We start from the raw sequence: 16716 nt of genomic DNA on the forward strand, positions 1-16716 counted from the left end.
GTGCGTGCTCCTCCCGGTACGTCGTCGTCCCGGGGTCAGGTTAGCCATCGCGCGCGGCGCCGCACAGGCCACGATCCGTCACTCGTGGCCGGTGCGGCACCCCGCCCGGAATCCGGTTTCCGTTCAGGAGGCCGGCGGCTCGGCCCCCACCAGCCACATCGCGAAGAACTGCGCGCCACCGCCGTACGCGTGTCCCATCGCCCGGCGCGCGTCCGGGACTTGGTGCTCCCCGGCCTGTCCGCGCACCTGGAGGGCCGCCTCCGCGAAGCGGATCATGCCGGAGGCGCCGATCGGGTTGGTGGACAGCACGCCGCCGGAGGGGTTGACCGGGAGGTCGCCGTCGAGCTCGGTGACCCCGGCCTCGGTGAGCTTCCAGCCCTCGCCCTCCTCGGCGAAGCCGAGGTTCTCCAGCCACATCGGCTCGTACCAGGAGAACGGCACGTACATCTCCACCGCGTCGATCTCGCGGCGCGGATCGGTGATCCCGGCCTGCCGGTAGACGTCGGCCGCGCAGTCCTTGCCGGCCTGCGGGGAGACGAAGTCCTTGCCCGCGAAGAGCGTCGGCTCGCTGCGCATGGCCCCGCCGTGCACCCAGGCCGGCGGCTTCGGCGAACGGGCCGCGCCCTCCCGGTCGGTGAGGATCATGGCGCACGCCCCGTCGGAGGAAGGGCAGGTCTCGGAGTAGCGGATCGGGTCCCAGAGCATCGGGGAGGCCTGGACCTTCTCCAGGGTGATGTCGTGCTCGTGCAGGTGCGCGTAGGGGTTCTTCAGCGCGTTGCGGCGGTCCTTGTACGCGACGAGCGAGCCGACCGTGTCGGGGGCGCCGGTGCGCCGCATGTACGCGCGCACGTGGGGGGCGAAGAACCCGCCGGCCCCGGCCAGCAGCGGCTGCTGGAAGGGGACGGGCAGCGAGAGCCCCCACATGGCGTTGGACTCCGACTGCTTCTCGAAGGCCAGGGTCAGCACCGTGCGGTGAACGCGGGCGGCTACCAGGTTGGAGGCGACCAGCGCCGTGGAGCCGCCCACCGAACCGGCCGTGTGCACACGGAGCATGGGCTTGCCGACGGCGCCGAGGGCGTCCGCCAGGTACAGCTCCGGCATCATCACGCCCTCGAAGAAGTCGGGGGCCTTGCCGATGACGACCGCGTCGATGTCCGCCCAGGTCAGCTCGGCGTCCGCGAGCGCCCGCACCGCGGCTTCCCGGACCAGCCCGGCGATGGAGACGTCGTGGCGGGCGGCCACGTGCTTGGTCTGCCCGATGCCGACGACGGCCACGGGCTCCTTGCCCGATGCGCTCATGCTCGGTCCCCTTCCAGGACGGCGACCAGGTTCTGCTGGAGGCAGGGGCCGGAGGTGGCGTGCGCGACGGCCCGGTCGGACTCGCCCCGGTGGATGCGGGCGGCCGCTTCGCCGATCCGGATCAGGCCGGCGGCCATCATCGGATTGGCCGCGAGGGCGCCGCCGGACAGGTTGACGGACACGCCCTCGCCGAGCCCGAGGGCCTTGCGCAGCACGACCTCCTGGGAGGAGAACGGCGCATGCAGTTCGGCCGTGTCCACCGGGCCCTCGAAGACGCCCGCGTGCTCGGCGGCGATCCGCGTCGACGGGGAGTCGGTGAGGTCCCGCAGCCCGAGGCTGTGCGCCTCGATGCGGTGGTCGATGCCGGTGATCCAGGCGGGCCGCCCGCACAGCCGCCGCGCCACGTCCCCGGCGGCCAGGATGACGGCGGCCGCGCCGTCGCCTACGGGCGGGCAGTCACCGGTGCGCAGCGGGGCGACCTGGTAGTCGCCCTGCGGGACGGCGCCGGTGAGCTGGGCGTGCGGGTTGGCGCTCGCGGCGGCCCGGCTGCGGGCGCCGATCGCGGCGAGCCCGGCTTCGTCGGTCTCCCCCGCGTCGATGAGCGCCTGCGCCTGGAGGGCGGCCAGGGCCACCGCGTCGGGCCAGAGCGGAGCCAGGTAGTACGGGTCGAGCTGGCGCGTCAGGACGTCGCGTACGGATCCCGGGGAGGACTTCCCGTAGGAGTACACGAGCGCGGTGTCGGCCTCGCCGGTCTGGATCTTGACCCAGGCCTCGTACAGGGCCCAGGCGCCGTCCATCTCCACGTGCGATTCGGAGATCGGCGGCCAGGCGCCGACCCCGTCGAGGGTCATGGTGAAGGAGAAGGCCCGGCCGGCGAGGTAGTCGCTGGAGCCGGAGCAGGTGAAGCCGATCTCGCCGGCCTTCAGGCCGGTCTGGGCCAGCACCTGGTGCAGGACCGGCATGACCATCTCGACTTCGCTGAGCTCGTCGGTGCGGCGCAGGTGGTCGCTCTGCGCGAAGGCGATGACGGCCACCTCGCGCGCGTGGCGCCGCGTCCTCGGCGTGCCTGGCATCAGATGAGCTCCTTGTACACGTCGTAGTCCGCGTCCGGCTCTCCGGTGGGGCGGTAGTGGTCGGGGTAGCGTCCGCCTTCGGTCCAGACGGGCTCGACGCGCAGGCCCATGCGGACCTGGTCGTACGGGATGCCGCCGATCCGGCCGTGGAGGGCGAGGCCGGCGCCGTCGAGGGCGATGTGGGCGTAGACGTAGGGGACTTCGATGCCGAGATTCGCCGTATGCGCAGCCTTGATGTTGACGATGCAGTAGGTGGTGACCGTGCCGGCCGGGCCGACCTCGACCTGGTCGGTGGTCGCCACCCCGCAGGTGGGGCAGGCGCCGCGCGGAGGCACGTACACCTTGTGGCAGGAGGGGCAGCGCTCGCCGATGGTCTTCTGCTCGGAGAGGCCCGCGATGTACGCGGTCTGCGCGCGGCCGGGGCTGTACGTGTAGTCCAGGCGGGCTTCCGCGACGATGCCGGTGACGGCGTCGGCGAACTCCCCGCCGTGCGGCGTCGCCCGCGCGACCGGGTCCCCTTCCTCCGCGGGCTCGAAGCAGGCGATGTCGGTGATCGCCCCGGTCCGCTCCCCGGCCCACCGCACGCGGACCCGCATGCCGGTGGAGACGGCCTCGGGCCCGGGGGCGTCGAGGGCGTGCAGGATCGCGGTGTCGGCGCCGTCGAGGCGGACGAGGACCCAGGCGAAGGGCGTGGCGAGGGGCTGGTTGCGGCGCGGTGAGCCGTTCCAGGCCCAGGTGGTGACGGTCCCGGTGGTGCCGACCTCGACGAGGTCGCGGATCTCCTCCGCGGTGACGGGGTCGTACTCGACGGGCGGCACCATCACCTTGCCGTCGGCGGTCGTGACGCCGAGGACGACCCCTTCGCGCAGCCCGGTGAGGAAGGCGCTCTGCACGGGCCCGAGGGACCGGGTGAAGGGGAACTCGACGACGAGGGGCGCACGGAGGATCTCCGGTGGCGACGCGGCTGTCATGGGTGGGTCTCCGATGTCTGGGAGGCGGGGCCGAACCAGCCCCGCCGGCGTGTGAGGAACCTTCCGGCCCCACCGGCGATTGAAGCGACCTTCAGCCCCGCCGGCGCGTGAGGGACCTTCAGCCCCGCCGGCGCTTGAGGCGACCTTCCAGCCCCGCCGGCGTTTGAGGCGCGGGGGTCCGGGGGCCGGCCCCCGGCAACGGCGCCGCACCCGCGACCGGACCGGCACCACGGGCACAGGCCCAAGCGCAGGCAGACGCAGGCAGACGCAAGCGGGGCGCCGCCCCCACTACTCCCGCCGATACAGCGCGGGCCGCTTCTCCGCGAAAGCCCTCGCCCCTTCCTTGGCATCCGCGGTGTCGAAGACCGGCCACCCCCGAAGGAGTTCGGAGGCCAGCCCCTCCGTCTCGGTCATCTCGGCCGTCTCGTAGACGGACGCCTTCACCGCCTCCACCGCCAGCGGCCCGCACGCGTTGATCCGCTCCGCGATCTCCAGCGCCGCCTCCAGCGCGGTGCCGTCCGGCACCACCCTGCCGATGAGCCCGATCCGCGCCGCCTCCTGCGCGGCGTACGGCCGCCCGGTCAGCAGCATCTCCAGCGCGTGCGTGCGCGGGATCTGCCGGGGCAGCCGGACCGTCGAGCCGCCGATCGGGAAGAGCCCGCGCTTGACCTCGAACAGCCCGAACGTGGCCCCCTCCCCCGCGACCCGGATGTCGGTCCCCTGGAGGATCTCGGTCCCGCCGGCCACGCAGTACCCCTCCACCGCCGCGATGACGGGCTTGCGCGGCCGGTGGTGGCGCAGCATCGCCTTCCAGTGCAGGTCGGGGTCGGCCTTGAGCCGGTCCCGGTACTGGTCGCCCGCCATGCCCTTGCCGGCCAGCGCCTTCAGGTCCATGCCGGCGCAGAAGTCCCCGCCCGCTCCCGTCAGCACCACCGAGCGGATCGTGTCGTCCGCGTCCGCCTCCAGCCAGCCGTCGTACAGCCCCACCAACAGCGGCAGCGAGAGCGCGTTCTTCGCCTCGGGCCTGTTCATGGTGAGCACCAGCGTGGCGCCGTGGCGTTCCACGGTCAGGTGTTCCGTCCCACCCATTGCCGTCCTCCCGTCTCAAGACCTAGAACAGGTTGCAGGAGGGGCGGGTGCAGTTCAATAGTTTTCTGACACCCAGTCAGATTTCTTGGACGGTCCCCTTCCCTGTTCGGGTTGGCGACGCTCTAATGACCGCCGAGCAGACCAGCCATGGGATTTTCTGGGTCAGGAGGACCGGTGGAGTACAACATTGCCGACCTGTTCGAGTCGGTCGTGGACGTGGTCCCGGACCGCGAGGCCCTCGTGTACGTGGACCACCCCGGGACCGGCGCCGAGCGCCGCCTGACGTACGCGGAGCTGGACGCGGCGGCCAACCGCATCGCGCACCACTTGCTGGACAGCGGGCTGCGGGCAGGCGAGCACCTGGGCCTGCACCTCTACAACGGAATCGAGTACCTGCAGACCGTCCTGGCCTGTCTGAAGGCCCGCCTGGTACCGGTGAACGTGAACTACCGGTACGTCGAGGAGGAGCTCGTCTACCTCTACAACGACGCCGACCTGGCCGCGCTCGTCTTCGAGGGCGAGTTCACCGGGCGCGTCGCCGCCGCCCTGCCGCAGACGACGAAGCTCCGCCACCTGATCCGGGTCGGCCCGACCCCCGAGGGCGCCCCGGAGCCCTCGATCGCGCCGGTCGCGTACGCCGATGCCGAGGCGGCCGGCTCACCCGGGCGCGGCTTCCCGCCCCGCTCCCCCGACGACCTGTTCATCATCTACACGGGCGGCACGACCGGTATGCCCAAGGGCGTCATGTGGCGCGCCGAGGACCTCTTCTTCGCCGGGCTCTTCGGCGGCGAGCCCACCGGCGAGCCGGTGAAGCGGCCCGAGGAACTGGCCGAGCGGGTCGCGTCGAAGGGCGCCGGGCTCACCTTCTTCCCCGCGCCGCCGCTGATGCACGGCACGTCCACGCTGACCTCCTTCATCGCCTTCAACTACGGGCAGCGGGTGGTGATCCACCGCAAGTACGCGCCCGAGGAGGTGCTGCGCACGATCGAGAAGGAGAAGGTCTCCAGCGTCTCGCTGGTGGGCGACGCCATGCTGCGGCCGCTCATCGACGCCCTGAACGGACCGCTGAAGGGCACCGACCTGTCCTCCTTGTTCAGCGTCTCCTCGTCCGGCGCGATCATGTCGGAGACGGTGCGCGCCGAGTTCCAGGCGCTCGTGCCGAACGTGATGCTCCTGAACAACTTCGGCTCCTCCGAGTCCGGCTCCAACGGCCGCGCCACGAACGACTCCAGCCCGGAGAGGGGCTTCCGGCTGGAGGTCAACGAGCGTACGCAGGTGGTCGACCCGGTGACCCACGAGCCGGTGCCGGTCGGCGAGCCGGGGCGGCTCGCGCAGCGCGGGTACGTTCCGCTGGGCTACTACAACGACCCCGTCAAGACGGCCGAGACCTTCTTCCAGAAGGGAACCGAGCGGTGGGTGCTGCTCGGCGACATGGCGACCGTGGACGAGCAGGGGATCGTCACCGTGCTCGGCCGCGGCTCGCAGTGCATCAACACGGGCGGCGAGAAGGTGTACCCGGAGGAGGTCGAGCAGGCGCTGAAGTCCCACCCGGACGTCTACGACGCCCTGGTCGCGGGGGTCGCGGACCCGAAGTGGGGCAGCCACGTCGCCGCGGTGGTCCAGATCCGGGAAGGCGCCGCCGAGCCGACGCTGGAGGAGATCCAGGCCCACTGCCGCACCAAGCTGGCGGGCTACAAGATCCCGCGCCAGCTGGTCGTCTCCCCGGCCATCCAGCGCTCCCCGAGCGGCAAGGCGGACTACCGGTGGGCGAAGTCGGTGGCCACGGAGGCCGACGCGGACGCGGCGCGCTGATCCGGAATTGATCCGGCGCCGATCCGGCGCGGGTGTGCGTGAGGGGGCCGGGACCCGGAGGGGTCCCGGCCCCCTCACGTGCGGCCGGCTCAGACCTCAGAGCTCAGACCTCAGACCTCAGAGCTTGGCGAGCAGTTCGGCCGCGAGGTCGCGGGCCCAGTTCGCCAGCTCGGGCCGGTCCGTGCCCTGGCCCAGCGCGTCGGCCTGGGCCTCCGTGAGCCGCAGCGGACCGCCGGGGTCGTCCAGCAGGAAGGCCACCTCGGAGAGCAGGCCGGCCAGGCGGCGCGCGCCCGGCGCGCCGAGCCGCACCGATACCGCGGGGTCGATGACGGGCATGGCCGCCGCCTCCCTTCGCCAGGGCGTCTGTTTCGACCGTACGCCCCCGGCCGGGGGGCCGCCGCTCAGGTCCCGGTGGCCAGGAAGCGCTCGACGCGGGCCGCGAACCGCGCCGCGTCGTCCAGCCACGGGAAGTGCCCGCCGTCCGGCTGCACGTCGACGAGGCCGTGCGCGAAGAGCTCCGCGAGCCGGGCGGTGAGGGCCGGGGAGGGGTTGGAGTCCAGCTCGCCGGCGAGCCGGCGCAGGGCGTCCCGGGTGGCGGGCGGGTCGAAGGCGCCGGGCCCGGCGAAGGCGGCGGCCGCCCCGGCGTTCTTCTGGACCGGGCTCAGTGCGGCACGGGCGCGCGCCCGCTCGTCCCAGCGGCCGTAGGCGAGCGGCACGGAGGCCGCCCAGCCGGCCTCGTCGGGGGCGCCTGCGGCGGCGAAGGCCGCGAGCGCCCGCTCGCAGGCCGCGATGGCCGGGTCGTAGGGCTCGCTGCCGGCCCGCCGGCGGATGTCCGCCGGGCGGACCTCCGGGGGCTCCGTGAGGTCGACGGCCCAGCAGATCGGAGTGACCAGGCGAGCCGGCGCACGCGCCGCGGGTGGGCCGCCGCGTAGAGCAGCCGCGCAGGTCGAGCAGGTCGAGCAGGTCGAGCAGGTCGAGCAGGTCGAGCAGGTCGAGCAGGATCAGCCTGCGTCGGTTCCGTCCTACGTGGCGAAGGTAAAGGTGCAGGTGGAGGGCGTGGCGATCGGCATGGGGACAATTCCAGCAGACGATCACCCGTTCGAGTAATTGATTTGGCCGCCGCGGTCCGGCAATCTACCGAATGATCGGTCGGTTGACTCGAAGTGGGGTGGGCGGCATGGGTACGTACACGAGGGGCCAGGACGGCGCTGCGGACGAGGGCGAGCGGCTGGGCCCGGACGAGCTGGCCGCGCTGCAGCTGACGCGGCTGCGCGCGACCTTGCACCGGGCGTACGAGCGGGTGCCCTTCTACCGGCAGGCCTTCGAGAAGGCGGGCCTGCATCCCGACGACTGCCGCTCCCTCTCCGATCTCGCCCTCTTTCCGTTCACCACCAAGGCGGACCTGCGCGACCAGTACCCCTTCGGGATGTTCGCCGTGCCGCGCTCCGAGGTGCGCCGGATCCACGCGTCCAGCGGCACCACGGGCCGGCCGACGGTCGTCGGGTACACCGAGGGGGACCTGTCCACCTGGGCGGATGTCGTCGCCCGCTCGATCCGGGCGGCGGGCGGCAGGCCGGGCCAGATGGTCCACGTCGCGTACGGGTACGGGCTGTTCACCGGCGGACTGGGCGCGCACTACGGCGCGGAGCGCCTGGGATGCACGGTCGTGCCCGCGTCGGGCGGGATGACGGACCGCCAGGTCCGGCTGATCCAGGACTTCCGGCCGGAGGTCATCATGGTCACCCCGTCCTACATGCTGACCCTGCTGGACGAGATGGAGCGCCAGGGCCTGGACCCCCGCGCCACCTCCCTGCGCACGGGGATCTTCGGCGCCGAGCCGTGGACGGAGGAGATGCGCCGCGAGATCGAGGAGCGGCTCGACATCGACGCGGTCGACATTTACGGCCTGTCGGAGGTGATGGGCCCGGGCGTCGCACAGGAGTTCGCCGAGACCAAGGACGGCCTGCACATCTGGGAGGACCACTTCTATCCGGAGGTCGTCGACCCCCTGACGGGCGCCGTGCTGCCGGAGGGAGAGGCCGGGGAGCTGGTCTTCACCTCGCTCACCAAGGAGGCGATGCCGGTCATCCGCTACCGCACCCGGGATCTGACCCGGCTGCTGCCGGGCACCGCCCGGCCGGCGTTCCGCCGGATGGAGAAGATAACGGGCCGCAGTGACGACATGATCATCCTGCGCGGGGTGAACCTCTACCCCACGCAGATCGAGGAGGTCCTCCTGCGCATACCGGCCCTGGCCCCCCACTTCCAGCTCCGGCTGACCCGGGAGGGCCGGCTGGACGCCCTGACCGTACGGGTGGAGGCGCGGCGGGAGAGCGATGCCGGTCAGCGGGAGGCCGCGGCGGCCGCCGTGGTCCGGGCGGTCAAGGAGGGCGTCGGAGTCTCGGTCGCGGTGGAGGTGGTGGACCCGGAGACCCTGGAGCGGTCGGTCGGCAAGATCAAGCGCGTGAGGGACCTCCGGGACACACCGCCGGGGGCCTGAGCCGCGCGGCCCCCGGATCCGGCCCCGGATCCACCCCTTCGGGCCCACTTCGGGGGGCCACCCGGGAAGGCGCGGGCCGGTCCGGGTAGGGAAAGGGGCGTGACCTCGATCTTCCGGCAGCTCCACGACCGGCTCCAGGCCTCCCAGGCCGGGCTGGCCTGGAGCCGTGGCCGGGAGATGGAGCTGATGCACCGGGCGATGGGCTTCGCCGCCCTCGGCTTCCTGACCTTGGTACCGCTGCTGGTCGTCGTCGCGGCCGCCGCGCCCGGCAGCGGCTCGGGCTTCGGCCGCTGGCTGGGCCAGGCCCTCGGGGTGACGGCGTACTCCCGGGAGCGCGTGGAGATGCTGTTCGGGGCCGCGGACCTCGCGCTGGAGCGGACCACCGCGTTCGGCCTGGCCGCGCTGGCCGTCTTCGGCCTGACCTTCGGCTCCGCCGTGCAGACCGGGTACGAGAAGGTCTGGGACCTGCCGACGGCCCGCTGGCACACCATGTGGCGGCACGTGGTGTGGCTCGCCCTGCTGTGCTGCTACCTCGCGCTGCTGGTCACCATCCCCGCCCCCTCGAACGACGCCGTCGGCACCGTCCTGGGCACCACGGGCGACGTCATCGGCACCTGCCTGTTCTTCTGGACCTCGCAACGGCTCCTGCTCGGCGGCCGGGTCCGCTGGCGCGCCCTCCTCCCGGGCGCCGCCGCCACCAGCGTCGGGCTCCTCGGGCTGCGGGTGTTCTCGCAGCTGGTGTTCTCCCCGCTGATCGCCTCCAACGCCGTGACGTACGGCCCCTTCGGCACCCTGCTGGTCGTCCAGTCCTGGCTGGTCGGCGTCGGCTTCGTGGTCTACGGCGGCGCCCTCGTCGGCCGCCTCGTCCACGAGCACCTCGTCCTGCGCAGCCTCCAAGGCGGCGAGCTCCTCACGGAGTAGGGGCGCCGGTCAGGCCGGATCAGAGAAGCGGTCGCGGAGGGCACGCTTGAGGATCTTGCCGCTCGCGTTGCGGGGCAGCGAGTCCACGAACAGGACGCGCTTGGGGGCCTTGAAGTGCGCCAGCCTCTCGCGGGCGTGGGCGACCAGCTCCGCCTCCGTGACCCCGTCCCGCGGGACCACCACCGCCGTGACCGCCTCGATCCACCGCTCGTCGGGCAGGCCGACCACCGCCGCCTCGGCCACGCCCGGGTGGGTGTACAGCACGTCCTCGACCTGCCGGGAGGCGACGAGCACGCCGCCCGAGTTGATGACGTCCTTGACCCGGTCCACCACCGTGAAGTACCCCTGCGCGTCCCGCACCGCCAGGTCCCCGGAGCGGAACCAGCCGTCCCGGAACGCCTGCTTCGTGGCCTCCGCGTCGTTCCAGTAACCCCGGCAGAGCTGCGGGGAGCGGTAGACCACCTCGCCGGGGGTGCCGTCCGGCACGTCCGCCCCGTCCTCGTCGACGACCCGCGTCTCCACGTGGTTCGCCAGCGCGATCCACACCGTCGGCGGGGCGAACAGGCTGTCCGGCTCCCCCGCCCCGACGAGGTCGAAGATCTCGGTGGCGACCGGCGCGTCCACGATCGTGTTGCGGGCGCCCACCGCCAGGTACGGCAGCAGGAAGACGTGCATCTGCGCCGAGTGGTACAGCGGCAGGGAGTGGACGGGCAGGTCCCCCGCCGCCAGGTCCAGGGCCTCGATCGCGCTCTCGTACTCGTGGCAGAGCGCCTCGTGGGTCATCATCGCGCCCTTGGGCAGGGCGGTCGTCCCGGACGTGTACAGCAGCTGGGCCAGCCCGGAGGGGTCCCCGGTCCGGGCGAAGGGCGCGGGTTCGGCCAGCTCCTCGAGGAAGGAGCCGGGGGCGTCGCGCAGCGGTCGCACGGGGAACCCGTCGGGGATCCGCCCGGCCAGGTCCGGGTCCGCGAGGACCAGCGAACCCGCGCAGTTCTCCAGGATGTACGCGAGGTCCTCGCCGGAGAGGTTCTGGTTGACCGGGACGTGCGTCAGCCCGGCCCGCGCTCAGGCGAGGAAGGCCGGGAGATAGGCGTCGCTGTTGTGCGCGAAGGTCGCGACCCGGTCCCCCTCGGCCAGCCCGTACCGCTCGCGCAGCACGGCCGCGCCCGTGGAGACGGCCGCGTCCAGCTCCGCGTAGGTCCAGCTCCGCTGCCGGTAGCGGACGGCCACCCGGTCCGGGACGCGCCGCGCGCTGTCGTGGACCAGTCCGTCGACCGTGTTCTTGCGCACTGGCGTCATACCGGGATCCTCGTCTCCCGGTGCGCACGGGGTCAATGACCGCAGCGCCCCGGATGCCGGACCGCTCCACCAGGGGATACCAAACGGCATGTTGACAGGGGGTCAGTCGGCCTGCGTGAGTGTGGTTGCACAGAAGCACCGCCGGCACCGAGAGCGCCGCCGGCCCCGCCCACCCGCACGGGCAACCGCACCCGCACGGGCGATTTCGCCCGCGCGCAGGCTACTTGGGAGACATGTTGCGCTTACTCCGCGGACACCGTCGCACCCGCCCGCTCCTCCGCCGCGTCGCCCTCATCGGCGCCACCCTGCTGGCCGCCACCGCCGCGCTGCCCGAGGCCGCCGCCCGGGAACAGGGCTCCGGCCCGTCCGGCTCCGGCCCCTCCGGCGGCGGTCTGTCCGCCGTCATCCGCTACACCGAGAACGGCATCCCCCACATCCTGGCCCAGGACTACGCCCACCTCGGATTCGGCACCGGCTGGGCGCAGGCCGCTGACCAGGTCTGCGTGCTCGCCGACGGCTTCCTGACCGTGTCCGGCGAGCGTTCGCGCTGGTTCGGCGCGGACGCCGCACCCGACGGCTCGCTCTCCTCCGCCGTCGGGAACCTCTCCAGCGACCTGTACTTCAAGGGCGTCCGCGATTCCGGCGCCGTGGAGGAGCTGCTCGCCGCGCCCGCGCCGGCCGGTCCGGGCAAGGACGTCAAGGAGCTCATGCGCGGGTGGGCCGCCGGCTACAACGCCTGGCTCGCCCAGAACAAGATCACCGATCCGGCCTGCAAGGGCGCCGGGTGGGTCCGCCCGGTCACCGTCACCGACGTCGCCGCCCGCGGCTTCGCCGTCTCGGTGCTCGGCGGCCAGGGCCGCGCCGTGGACGGCATCACCGCGGCGCAGCCCCCGGGCGGCGCGCAGCCCCCGGGCGCGGCCCCGGGCGCCGGTGCCCGCGCCGGCGCCGGTGCGGCCGGTCCGCCCGCCGGTGAGGTCGATCCGGCCGCCGCGGCGGAGGCGGCCCGGGAGTTCTTCGACACCACCCGCTACGACATGGGTTCCAACGCGGTGGCCTTCGCCGGTTCCACCACCGCGAACGGCAGGGGCCTGCTGCTCGGGAACCCGCACTACCCCTGGCAGGGCGGCCGCCGTTTCTGGCAGTCGCAGCAGACCATCCCCGGCGAGCTGAACGTCTCGGGCGGCTCGCTGCTCGGCACCGCGGTGGTGAACATCGGCTTCAACGACAAGGTGGCCTGGAGCCACACCGTGGCCACCGGCACCCCCGTCAACCTGCACCAGCTGGTCCTCGACCCCGCCGACCCGACCGCGTACCTGGTGGACGGGAAGCCGGAGAAGATGATCCGGCGCCAGGTCAGCGTCCAGGTGTCCGCAGGCGCCCCGGTCACCCGTACGCAGTGGTGGACCCGCTACGGCCCGGTCGTCTCCGGTCTCGGCGGGAGCCTGCCGCTGCCCTGGACGGCGGCCACCGCCTACGCGCTGAACGACCCCAACGCGGCCAACCTGCGCGGCTCCGACACCGCGCTCGCCATGGGCAAGGCCCGCTCCGTCGCCGGGATCCAGGACGCCCTGCGCCGCACCCAGGGCCTGCCGTGGGTCAACACCGTCGCCGCCGACTCGGCGGGCGGCACCCTCTTCACCCAGTCCCAGGTGCTTCCCCGGATCACCGACGAGCTCGCCGCCCGCTGCTCGACCCCGCTCGGCAGGGCCACGTACCCGTCCTCGGGGCTGGCGGTCCTGGACGGCTCGCGGGCCGACTGCGCGCTCGGCTCGGACGCGGACGCCGTACAACCGGGGGTGTTCGGGCCGGCGAAGGCGCCGACGCTGCAGGGCGCCCCGTACGCGGAGAACTCCAACGACAGCGCCTGGCTGGCCAACGCGGATCAGCCGCTCACCGGGTACGAGCGGATCTGGGGCAACGTGGGCACCCCGCGCTCGCTGCGCACCCGCGGTGCGGTGGAGGACGTGTCCGCGATGGCCTCGCGCGGCGGACTGACCGTGGCGGACCTGCAGGAGCAGCAATTCGCGAACCGGGCCCCGGCCGGTGACCTGGCGGCGGCGGACGCGGCGAAGGCGTGCGCGGCCCTTCCGGGCGGCAAGGCCACGGCCGGCGACGGCGCGGCCGTGGACGTGTCGGCGGCGTGCGGGGTGCTGGCGGCCTGGGACCACACGGCCGACACCACCAGCCGCGGCGCACTGCTCTTCGACCGGTTCTGGCGCAAGCTGACCGCGGGCACGCCGGCCAAGGACCTGTGGCTGGTGCCGTTCTCGGCGGCCGATCCGGTCCGCACGCCCCGGACGCTCAACCAGGCGGCTCCCGGGATCGGCCGGGCGCTCGCCGACACGGTCGCGGAGCTGAAGGCGGCGGGCATCGCGCTGGACGCCCCGCTCGGCGACCACCAGTTCGTGGTGCGCGGCGGGCGGAAACTGCCGGTCGGCGGCGGCACCGAGGCCCTCGGCGTCTGGAACAAGATCGAGGCGCCGTGGAACGCGGCGGCCGGCGGCTATCCGGAGGTCCTGCACGGCTCGAGCCACATCCAGGCGGTCGGCTGGGACGGCGGCCGCTGCCCGGTGGCGCGCACGCTGCTGACGTACGGCCAGTCCTCGAATCCGAACTCCGCCCACTACGCCGACCAGACCCGGCTCTTCTCGCAGGAGCGCTGGGTGAAGGCCCGGTTCTGCGAGTGGGACATCCTCACCTCGCCGCAGCTGAAGGTGGTCTGGCCGCGCGAGCGGCGCTGACGCCCCGGCGCCGGTACGGCCGCCGGCTCCCCGCCGTACGGGGAGGGCCGACGGCCGTACGGGCCCGGACGCGCTCAGGGGCTGACGGCGAGGAAGAGGTAGGCCGCCAGCAGCACGAGGTGCACGCCGCCCTGGAGCAGCGTGGCGCGGCCGGGCACGATGGTGAGCGCGCTGACGACGACGGTCAGCGCGAGCAGCACCATGTGGACCGGGGCGAGGCCGAGCATCAGCGGCCCCGAGAGCCAGACCGAGGCGAGCGCGATGGCCGGGATGGTCAGGCCGATGCTGGCGATGGCGGAGCCGTAGGCCAGGTTGAGGCTGGTCTGCACGCGGTCGCGGCGGGCGGCGCGGACGGCGGCCAGGGTCTCGGGCGCCAGGACCAGCAGGGCGATGATCACACCGACGACGGCGTAGGGCAGGCCGAGGTCCGCGACACCCCGTTCGATGGTCGGGGAGACCGCCTTCGCGTTGCCGACGACCGCGACGAGCGCGACGAACAGCAGGCCGACGCTGATCAGGGCGGCGCGGGCGGTGGGCGGTTCGGCGTGCTCGTCATCCTCGCCGGCCGCCGCCGCGGCCGCGGCCTGCGCCGCCTCCTTGCGGATCCGCTTCGTGTCCACGGGCAGGAAGTAGTCGCGGTGGCGGACGGTCTGGACGGCGATGAAGAGGCCGTAGAGGGCGAGGGAGGCGCAGGCCGCGAAGGCCAGCTGGGCGGTGGAGAACTCGGGGCCGGGCTTGCTGGTGGTGAAGGTGGGCAGGACGAGGCTGAGTACGGCGAGCGTCGCGACGGTGGCGAGGGCCGCGCCCGAACCCTCGGCGTTGAAGACGGCGACGCTGTTGCGCAGGGCCCCGACGAGCAGGGACAGGCCCACGATGCCGTTGCACGTGATCATGACGGCGGCGAAGACGGTGTCGCGGGCGAGGGAGGAGGTCTTGTCCCCGCCGTCGGCCAGCAGGGTGACGATGAGGGCCACTTCGATGACGGTGACGGCGACGGCGAGGACGAGGGAGCCGAAGGGTTCGCCGACCCGGTGCGCGACGACCTCGGCGTGGTGGACCGCCGCCAGCACGGCGCCGGCCAGGCAGAGCGCCACCAGGGCCACGGCGAGCGAGGGCAGATCGCGTCCCCAGCTGAAGGCGAGCGCGACGAGCGCCACCACGGGGACCACGACGGTCCAGTCGGTCAGGGGGGATCTGTGCGTTGCCGTACTCATATCAGCCAACTTGCCAGAACTGTTCCCCTTGTGCGTCACGACGACCGCTCACACGCCTCTGACGTGGCACTTCTCACGAAGCTCCGGGCGTGGCGGGACCGGCCGCCGGCGGGACCGGCCCCGGGGGGTCGGCCCCGGGAGGCCGGCCCGGCGCGAAGGCCGGCCCCGGCGCTCACATCGCGCGCTCGTGCCCCTCCCAGTACGGCTCGCGCAGCCGGCGCTTGTACAGCTTGCCGTTGGGGTCGCGCGGCATCGTCTCGATGAAGTCCACGGTCTTGGGCCGCTTGTACCCGGCCAGTTGGCGCTCGCAGTGGTTCAGGATCTCCGCCGCCAGCGCGTCGCTCGCCGCGAAGCCCTCGGCGGGCTCGATGACCGCCTTGACCTCCTCGCCCCAGGTGGGGTGCGGGATGCCGAAGGCGGCGGCGTCGGCGACCGCCGGATGGGTGAGGAGGGCCGATTCGATCTCGGCCGGGTAGATGTTCACCCCGCCCGAGATGATCATGTCGATCTTGCGGTCGCGGAGGAAGAGGTAGCCCTCCTCGTCCATCAGGCCGAGGTCGCCGACGGTGAAGAAGTCGCCGATGCGGTTCTTCTTCGTCTTCCCCTCGTCCTTGTGGTAGCTGAAGCCGCCGGTGTTCATCTTGATGTAGACGGTGCCGAGTTCGCCGGCGGGCAGCCGCTCGCCGTCGTCGTCGAAGATGGCCAGTTCACTGATCGGCCAGGCCTTGCCCACGGTTCCCGGCCTCTTCAGCCAGTCCTCGGCCGTCGCGAAGGCCCCGCCGCCCTCGCTCGCCGCGTAGTACTCCTCCACGCACCCGCCCCACCAGTCGATCATCGCCCGCTTGACGTGGTCCGGGCAGGGCGCGGCGCCGTGGATGGCATGCCGCATCGAGGAGACGTCGTACGAGTCCTTCGTGTCCTGCGGGAGCGCGAGGAGCCGGTGGAACTGCGTCGGGACCATGTGGGTGTGCGTGCACGCGTGCTCGTCGATCAGGCGGAGCATCTCCTCGGCGGTCCACTTGTCCATCAGGACCAGCGGGTGCCCGATGTGCAGGGCGGCGGCCGCGAACTGCAGGACGGCCGTGTGGTAGAGCGGCGAGCAGACGAGGTGGACGTTGTCGTCGAAGGCGCGGATCCCGAAGATGCCGAGGAAGCCCCCGAGGTACGTCTCCTCCGGGAGCTTGCCCGGCAGCGGGCGGCGGATGCCGCGCGGCCGGCCGGTGGTGCCGGAGGTGTAGTTCATGACCCAGCCGAGCGTGCGGTCCCCGGGGGCGGTGACCGGCTGCCCGTCGAGCAGCTCGCCGTACGAACGGAAGCCCGCGACGGCTCCGACCGCGTAGCGGTGGCTCGCGGGCAGGCCCGCCTCGTCGGCCGCGGCGGTGGCGGCGTCGGCGAACCGCTCGTGGGCGATGAGGACCTTGGCTCCGGAGTCGGAGACGATCCAGGCGATCTCGGGGCCGACGAGGTGGTGGTTGACCGGGACGAGGTAGAACCCGGCCTGGGACGCGGCGAGGTAGGCGGTGAGGAACTCGACGCTGTTGGGGAGGACGACCGCGAAGACGTCCCCCTTCTCCAGGCCCGCGGCGCGCAGTCCGTGGACGAGCCGGTTGACGTCGGCGTGCAGCCGGTCCGCGGTCCACTCCTCGCCCTCGGGGGTGACCAGGACGGTGCGGTCGGGGTCGGCGGCGGCCTGCGCCCAGAAGCCGTTGGGCGGCTGCGCGGTGGCCGCCGTGGCCGCGGCGGGCGCGGTCGGCGCGGGCTGCTTGTTCGGTGAGTCGGTCATGTCGCTGCTCACGCCTC

General features: G+C 73.0%; 13 protein-coding genes and 1 pseudogene. 5 read left to right on the plus strand and 9 right to left on the minus strand.

All coding sequences use genetic code 11. From position 1 onward, the window contains the following. Positions 1–123 precede the first annotated feature (123 nt). The 4 genes from DRB96_RS08945 to DRB96_RS08960 all read right to left on the minus strand — a co-directional run bounded on the left by DRB96_RS08945 (position 124) and on the right by DRB96_RS08960 (position 4432). Entirely contained in the window at positions 124–1299 is a 1176-nt protein-coding gene (locus tag DRB96_RS08945; RefSeq protein ID WP_112447941.1) for a thiolase domain-containing protein, read from the minus strand. Then, entirely contained in the window at positions 1296–2372 is a 1077-nt protein-coding gene (locus DRB96_RS08950; protein WP_112447942.1) for a thiolase domain-containing protein, read from the minus strand. The genes DRB96_RS08945 and DRB96_RS08950 overlap by 4 nt, the downstream gene beginning before the upstream one ends. Beyond that, positions 2372–3343 carry an OB-fold domain-containing protein gene (locus DRB96_RS08955; RefSeq protein ID WP_112447943.1) on the minus strand — a complete coding sequence of 324 codons (972 nt, stop codon included), beginning with the start codon at positions 3341–3343 and terminating at the stop codon, positions 2372–2374. Before DRB96_RS08955 ends, DRB96_RS08950 begins: the two co-directional genes overlap by 1 nt. A 288-nt stretch (positions 3344–3631) precedes the next feature. Then, complete coding sequence (locus DRB96_RS08960) at positions 3632–4432, minus strand: crotonase/enoyl-CoA hydratase family protein (RefSeq protein ID WP_112447944.1); 801 nt, start codon at positions 4430–4432, stop codon at positions 3632–3634. A gap of 174 nt (positions 4433–4606) precedes the next feature. Between DRB96_RS08960 and DRB96_RS08965 the strand changes: the two genes are divergently transcribed. Continuing rightward, entirely contained in the window at positions 4607–6244 is a 1638-nt protein-coding gene (locus DRB96_RS08965) for an acyl-CoA synthetase (RefSeq protein ID WP_112447945.1), read from the plus strand. A 117-nt stretch (positions 6245–6361) separates the two neighbouring features. Here the strand turns inward: DRB96_RS08965 and DRB96_RS08970 are convergent, their stop codons facing one another. Further along, positions 6362–6580, minus strand: coding sequence for a hypothetical protein (locus DRB96_RS08970; protein WP_112447946.1), 219 nt, complete (start codon positions 6578–6580; stop codon positions 6362–6364). Positions 6581–6645: 65 nt separating this feature from the next. Beyond that, positions 6646–6960, minus strand: coding sequence for a hypothetical protein (locus DRB96_RS08975; RefSeq protein ID WP_112447947.1), 315 nt, complete (start codon positions 6958–6960; stop codon positions 6646–6648). A 169-nt stretch (positions 6961–7129) separates the two neighbouring features. Between DRB96_RS08975 and DRB96_RS42760 the strand changes: the two genes are divergently transcribed. The 3 genes from DRB96_RS42760 to DRB96_RS08990 all read left to right on the plus strand — a co-directional run bounded on the left by DRB96_RS42760 (position 7130) and on the right by DRB96_RS08990 (position 9665). After that, on the plus strand, positions 7130–7351 hold the full coding sequence (locus DRB96_RS42760; RefSeq protein ID WP_162688530.1) for a hypothetical protein: 222 nt from the start codon (positions 7130–7132) through the stop codon (positions 7349–7351). 70 nt (positions 7352–7421) lie between these two features. Next, a complete protein-coding gene (gene paaK / locus DRB96_RS08985) occupies positions 7422–8744 on the plus strand; it encodes a phenylacetate--CoA ligase PaaK (RefSeq protein ID WP_112447948.1) in 1323 nt (440 codons plus the stop codon). A gap of 99 nt (positions 8745–8843) precedes the next feature. Further along, positions 8844–9665 (plus strand): YhjD/YihY/BrkB family envelope integrity protein, encoded by an 822-nt coding sequence (locus DRB96_RS08990; RefSeq protein WP_112447949.1) that lies wholly within the window; start codon positions 8844–8846, stop codon positions 9663–9665. 9 nt (positions 9666–9674) lie between these two features. On the opposite strand, the pseudogene DRB96_RS08995 reads toward DRB96_RS08990, so the two are convergent. Continuing rightward, positions 9675–10961, minus strand: a pseudogene (locus DRB96_RS08995) (AMP-binding protein). A gap of 233 nt (positions 10962–11194) precedes the next feature. On the opposite strand from DRB96_RS08995, the gene DRB96_RS09000 reads away from it, so the two are divergent. Beyond that, the gene (locus tag DRB96_RS09000) at positions 11195–13702 is read left to right on the plus strand and encodes a penicillin acylase family protein (protein WP_112447950.1); all 2508 of its coding nucleotides are present in this window, start codon (positions 11195–11197) and stop codon (positions 13700–13702) included. A gap of 74 nt (positions 13703–13776) precedes the next feature. Here the strand turns inward: DRB96_RS09000 and DRB96_RS09005 are convergent, their stop codons facing one another. After that, positions 13777–14916, minus strand: a complete 1140-nt coding sequence (locus DRB96_RS09005; RefSeq protein ID WP_112447951.1) for an ionic transporter y4hA — start codon at positions 14914–14916, stop codon at positions 13777–13779. 172 nt (positions 14917–15088) lie between these two features. Continuing rightward, positions 15089–16711, minus strand: a complete 1623-nt coding sequence (locus DRB96_RS09010) for an acyl-CoA synthetase (RefSeq protein ID WP_239516073.1) — start codon at positions 16709–16711, stop codon at positions 15089–15091. Between the last annotated feature and the right edge of the window lie 5 nt (positions 16712–16716).

It is taken from the genome of Streptomyces sp. ICC1 (genome assembly GCF_003287935.1).
In the GTDB taxonomy this organism is placed as follows: Bacteria; Actinomycetota; Actinomycetes; order Streptomycetales; family Streptomycetaceae; genus Streptomyces; species Streptomyces tritrimontium.

Coding starts and splice junctions, on each gene's coding strand:
- DRB96_RS09000 (WP_112447950.1), top strand. CDS start 11,195: ATGTTGCGCTTACTCCGCGGACACCGTCGCACCCGCCCGCTCCTCCGC.
- paaK (WP_112447948.1), top strand. CDS start 7,422: ATGGGTACGTACACGAGGGGCCAGGACGGCGCTGCGGACGAGGGCGAG.
- DRB96_RS08970 (WP_112447946.1), bottom strand. CDS start 6,580: ATGCCCGTCATCGACCCCGCGGTATCGGTGCGGCTCGGCGCGCCGGGC.
- DRB96_RS09005 (WP_112447951.1), bottom strand. CDS start 14,916: ATGAGTACGGCAACGCACAGATCCCCCCTGACCGACTGGACCGTCGTG.
- DRB96_RS08955 (WP_112447943.1), bottom strand. CDS start 3,343: ATGACAGCCGCGTCGCCACCGGAGATCCTCCGTGCGCCCCTCGTCGTC.
- DRB96_RS08960 (WP_112447944.1), bottom strand. CDS start 4,432: ATGGGTGGGACGGAACACCTGACCGTGGAACGCCACGGCGCCACGCTG.
- DRB96_RS08945 (WP_112447941.1), bottom strand. CDS start 1,299: ATGAGCGCATCGGGCAAGGAGCCCGTGGCCGTCGTCGGCATCGGGCAG.
- DRB96_RS08950 (WP_112447942.1), bottom strand. CDS start 2,372: ATGCCAGGCACGCCGAGGACGCGGCGCCACGCGCGCGAGGTGGCCGTC.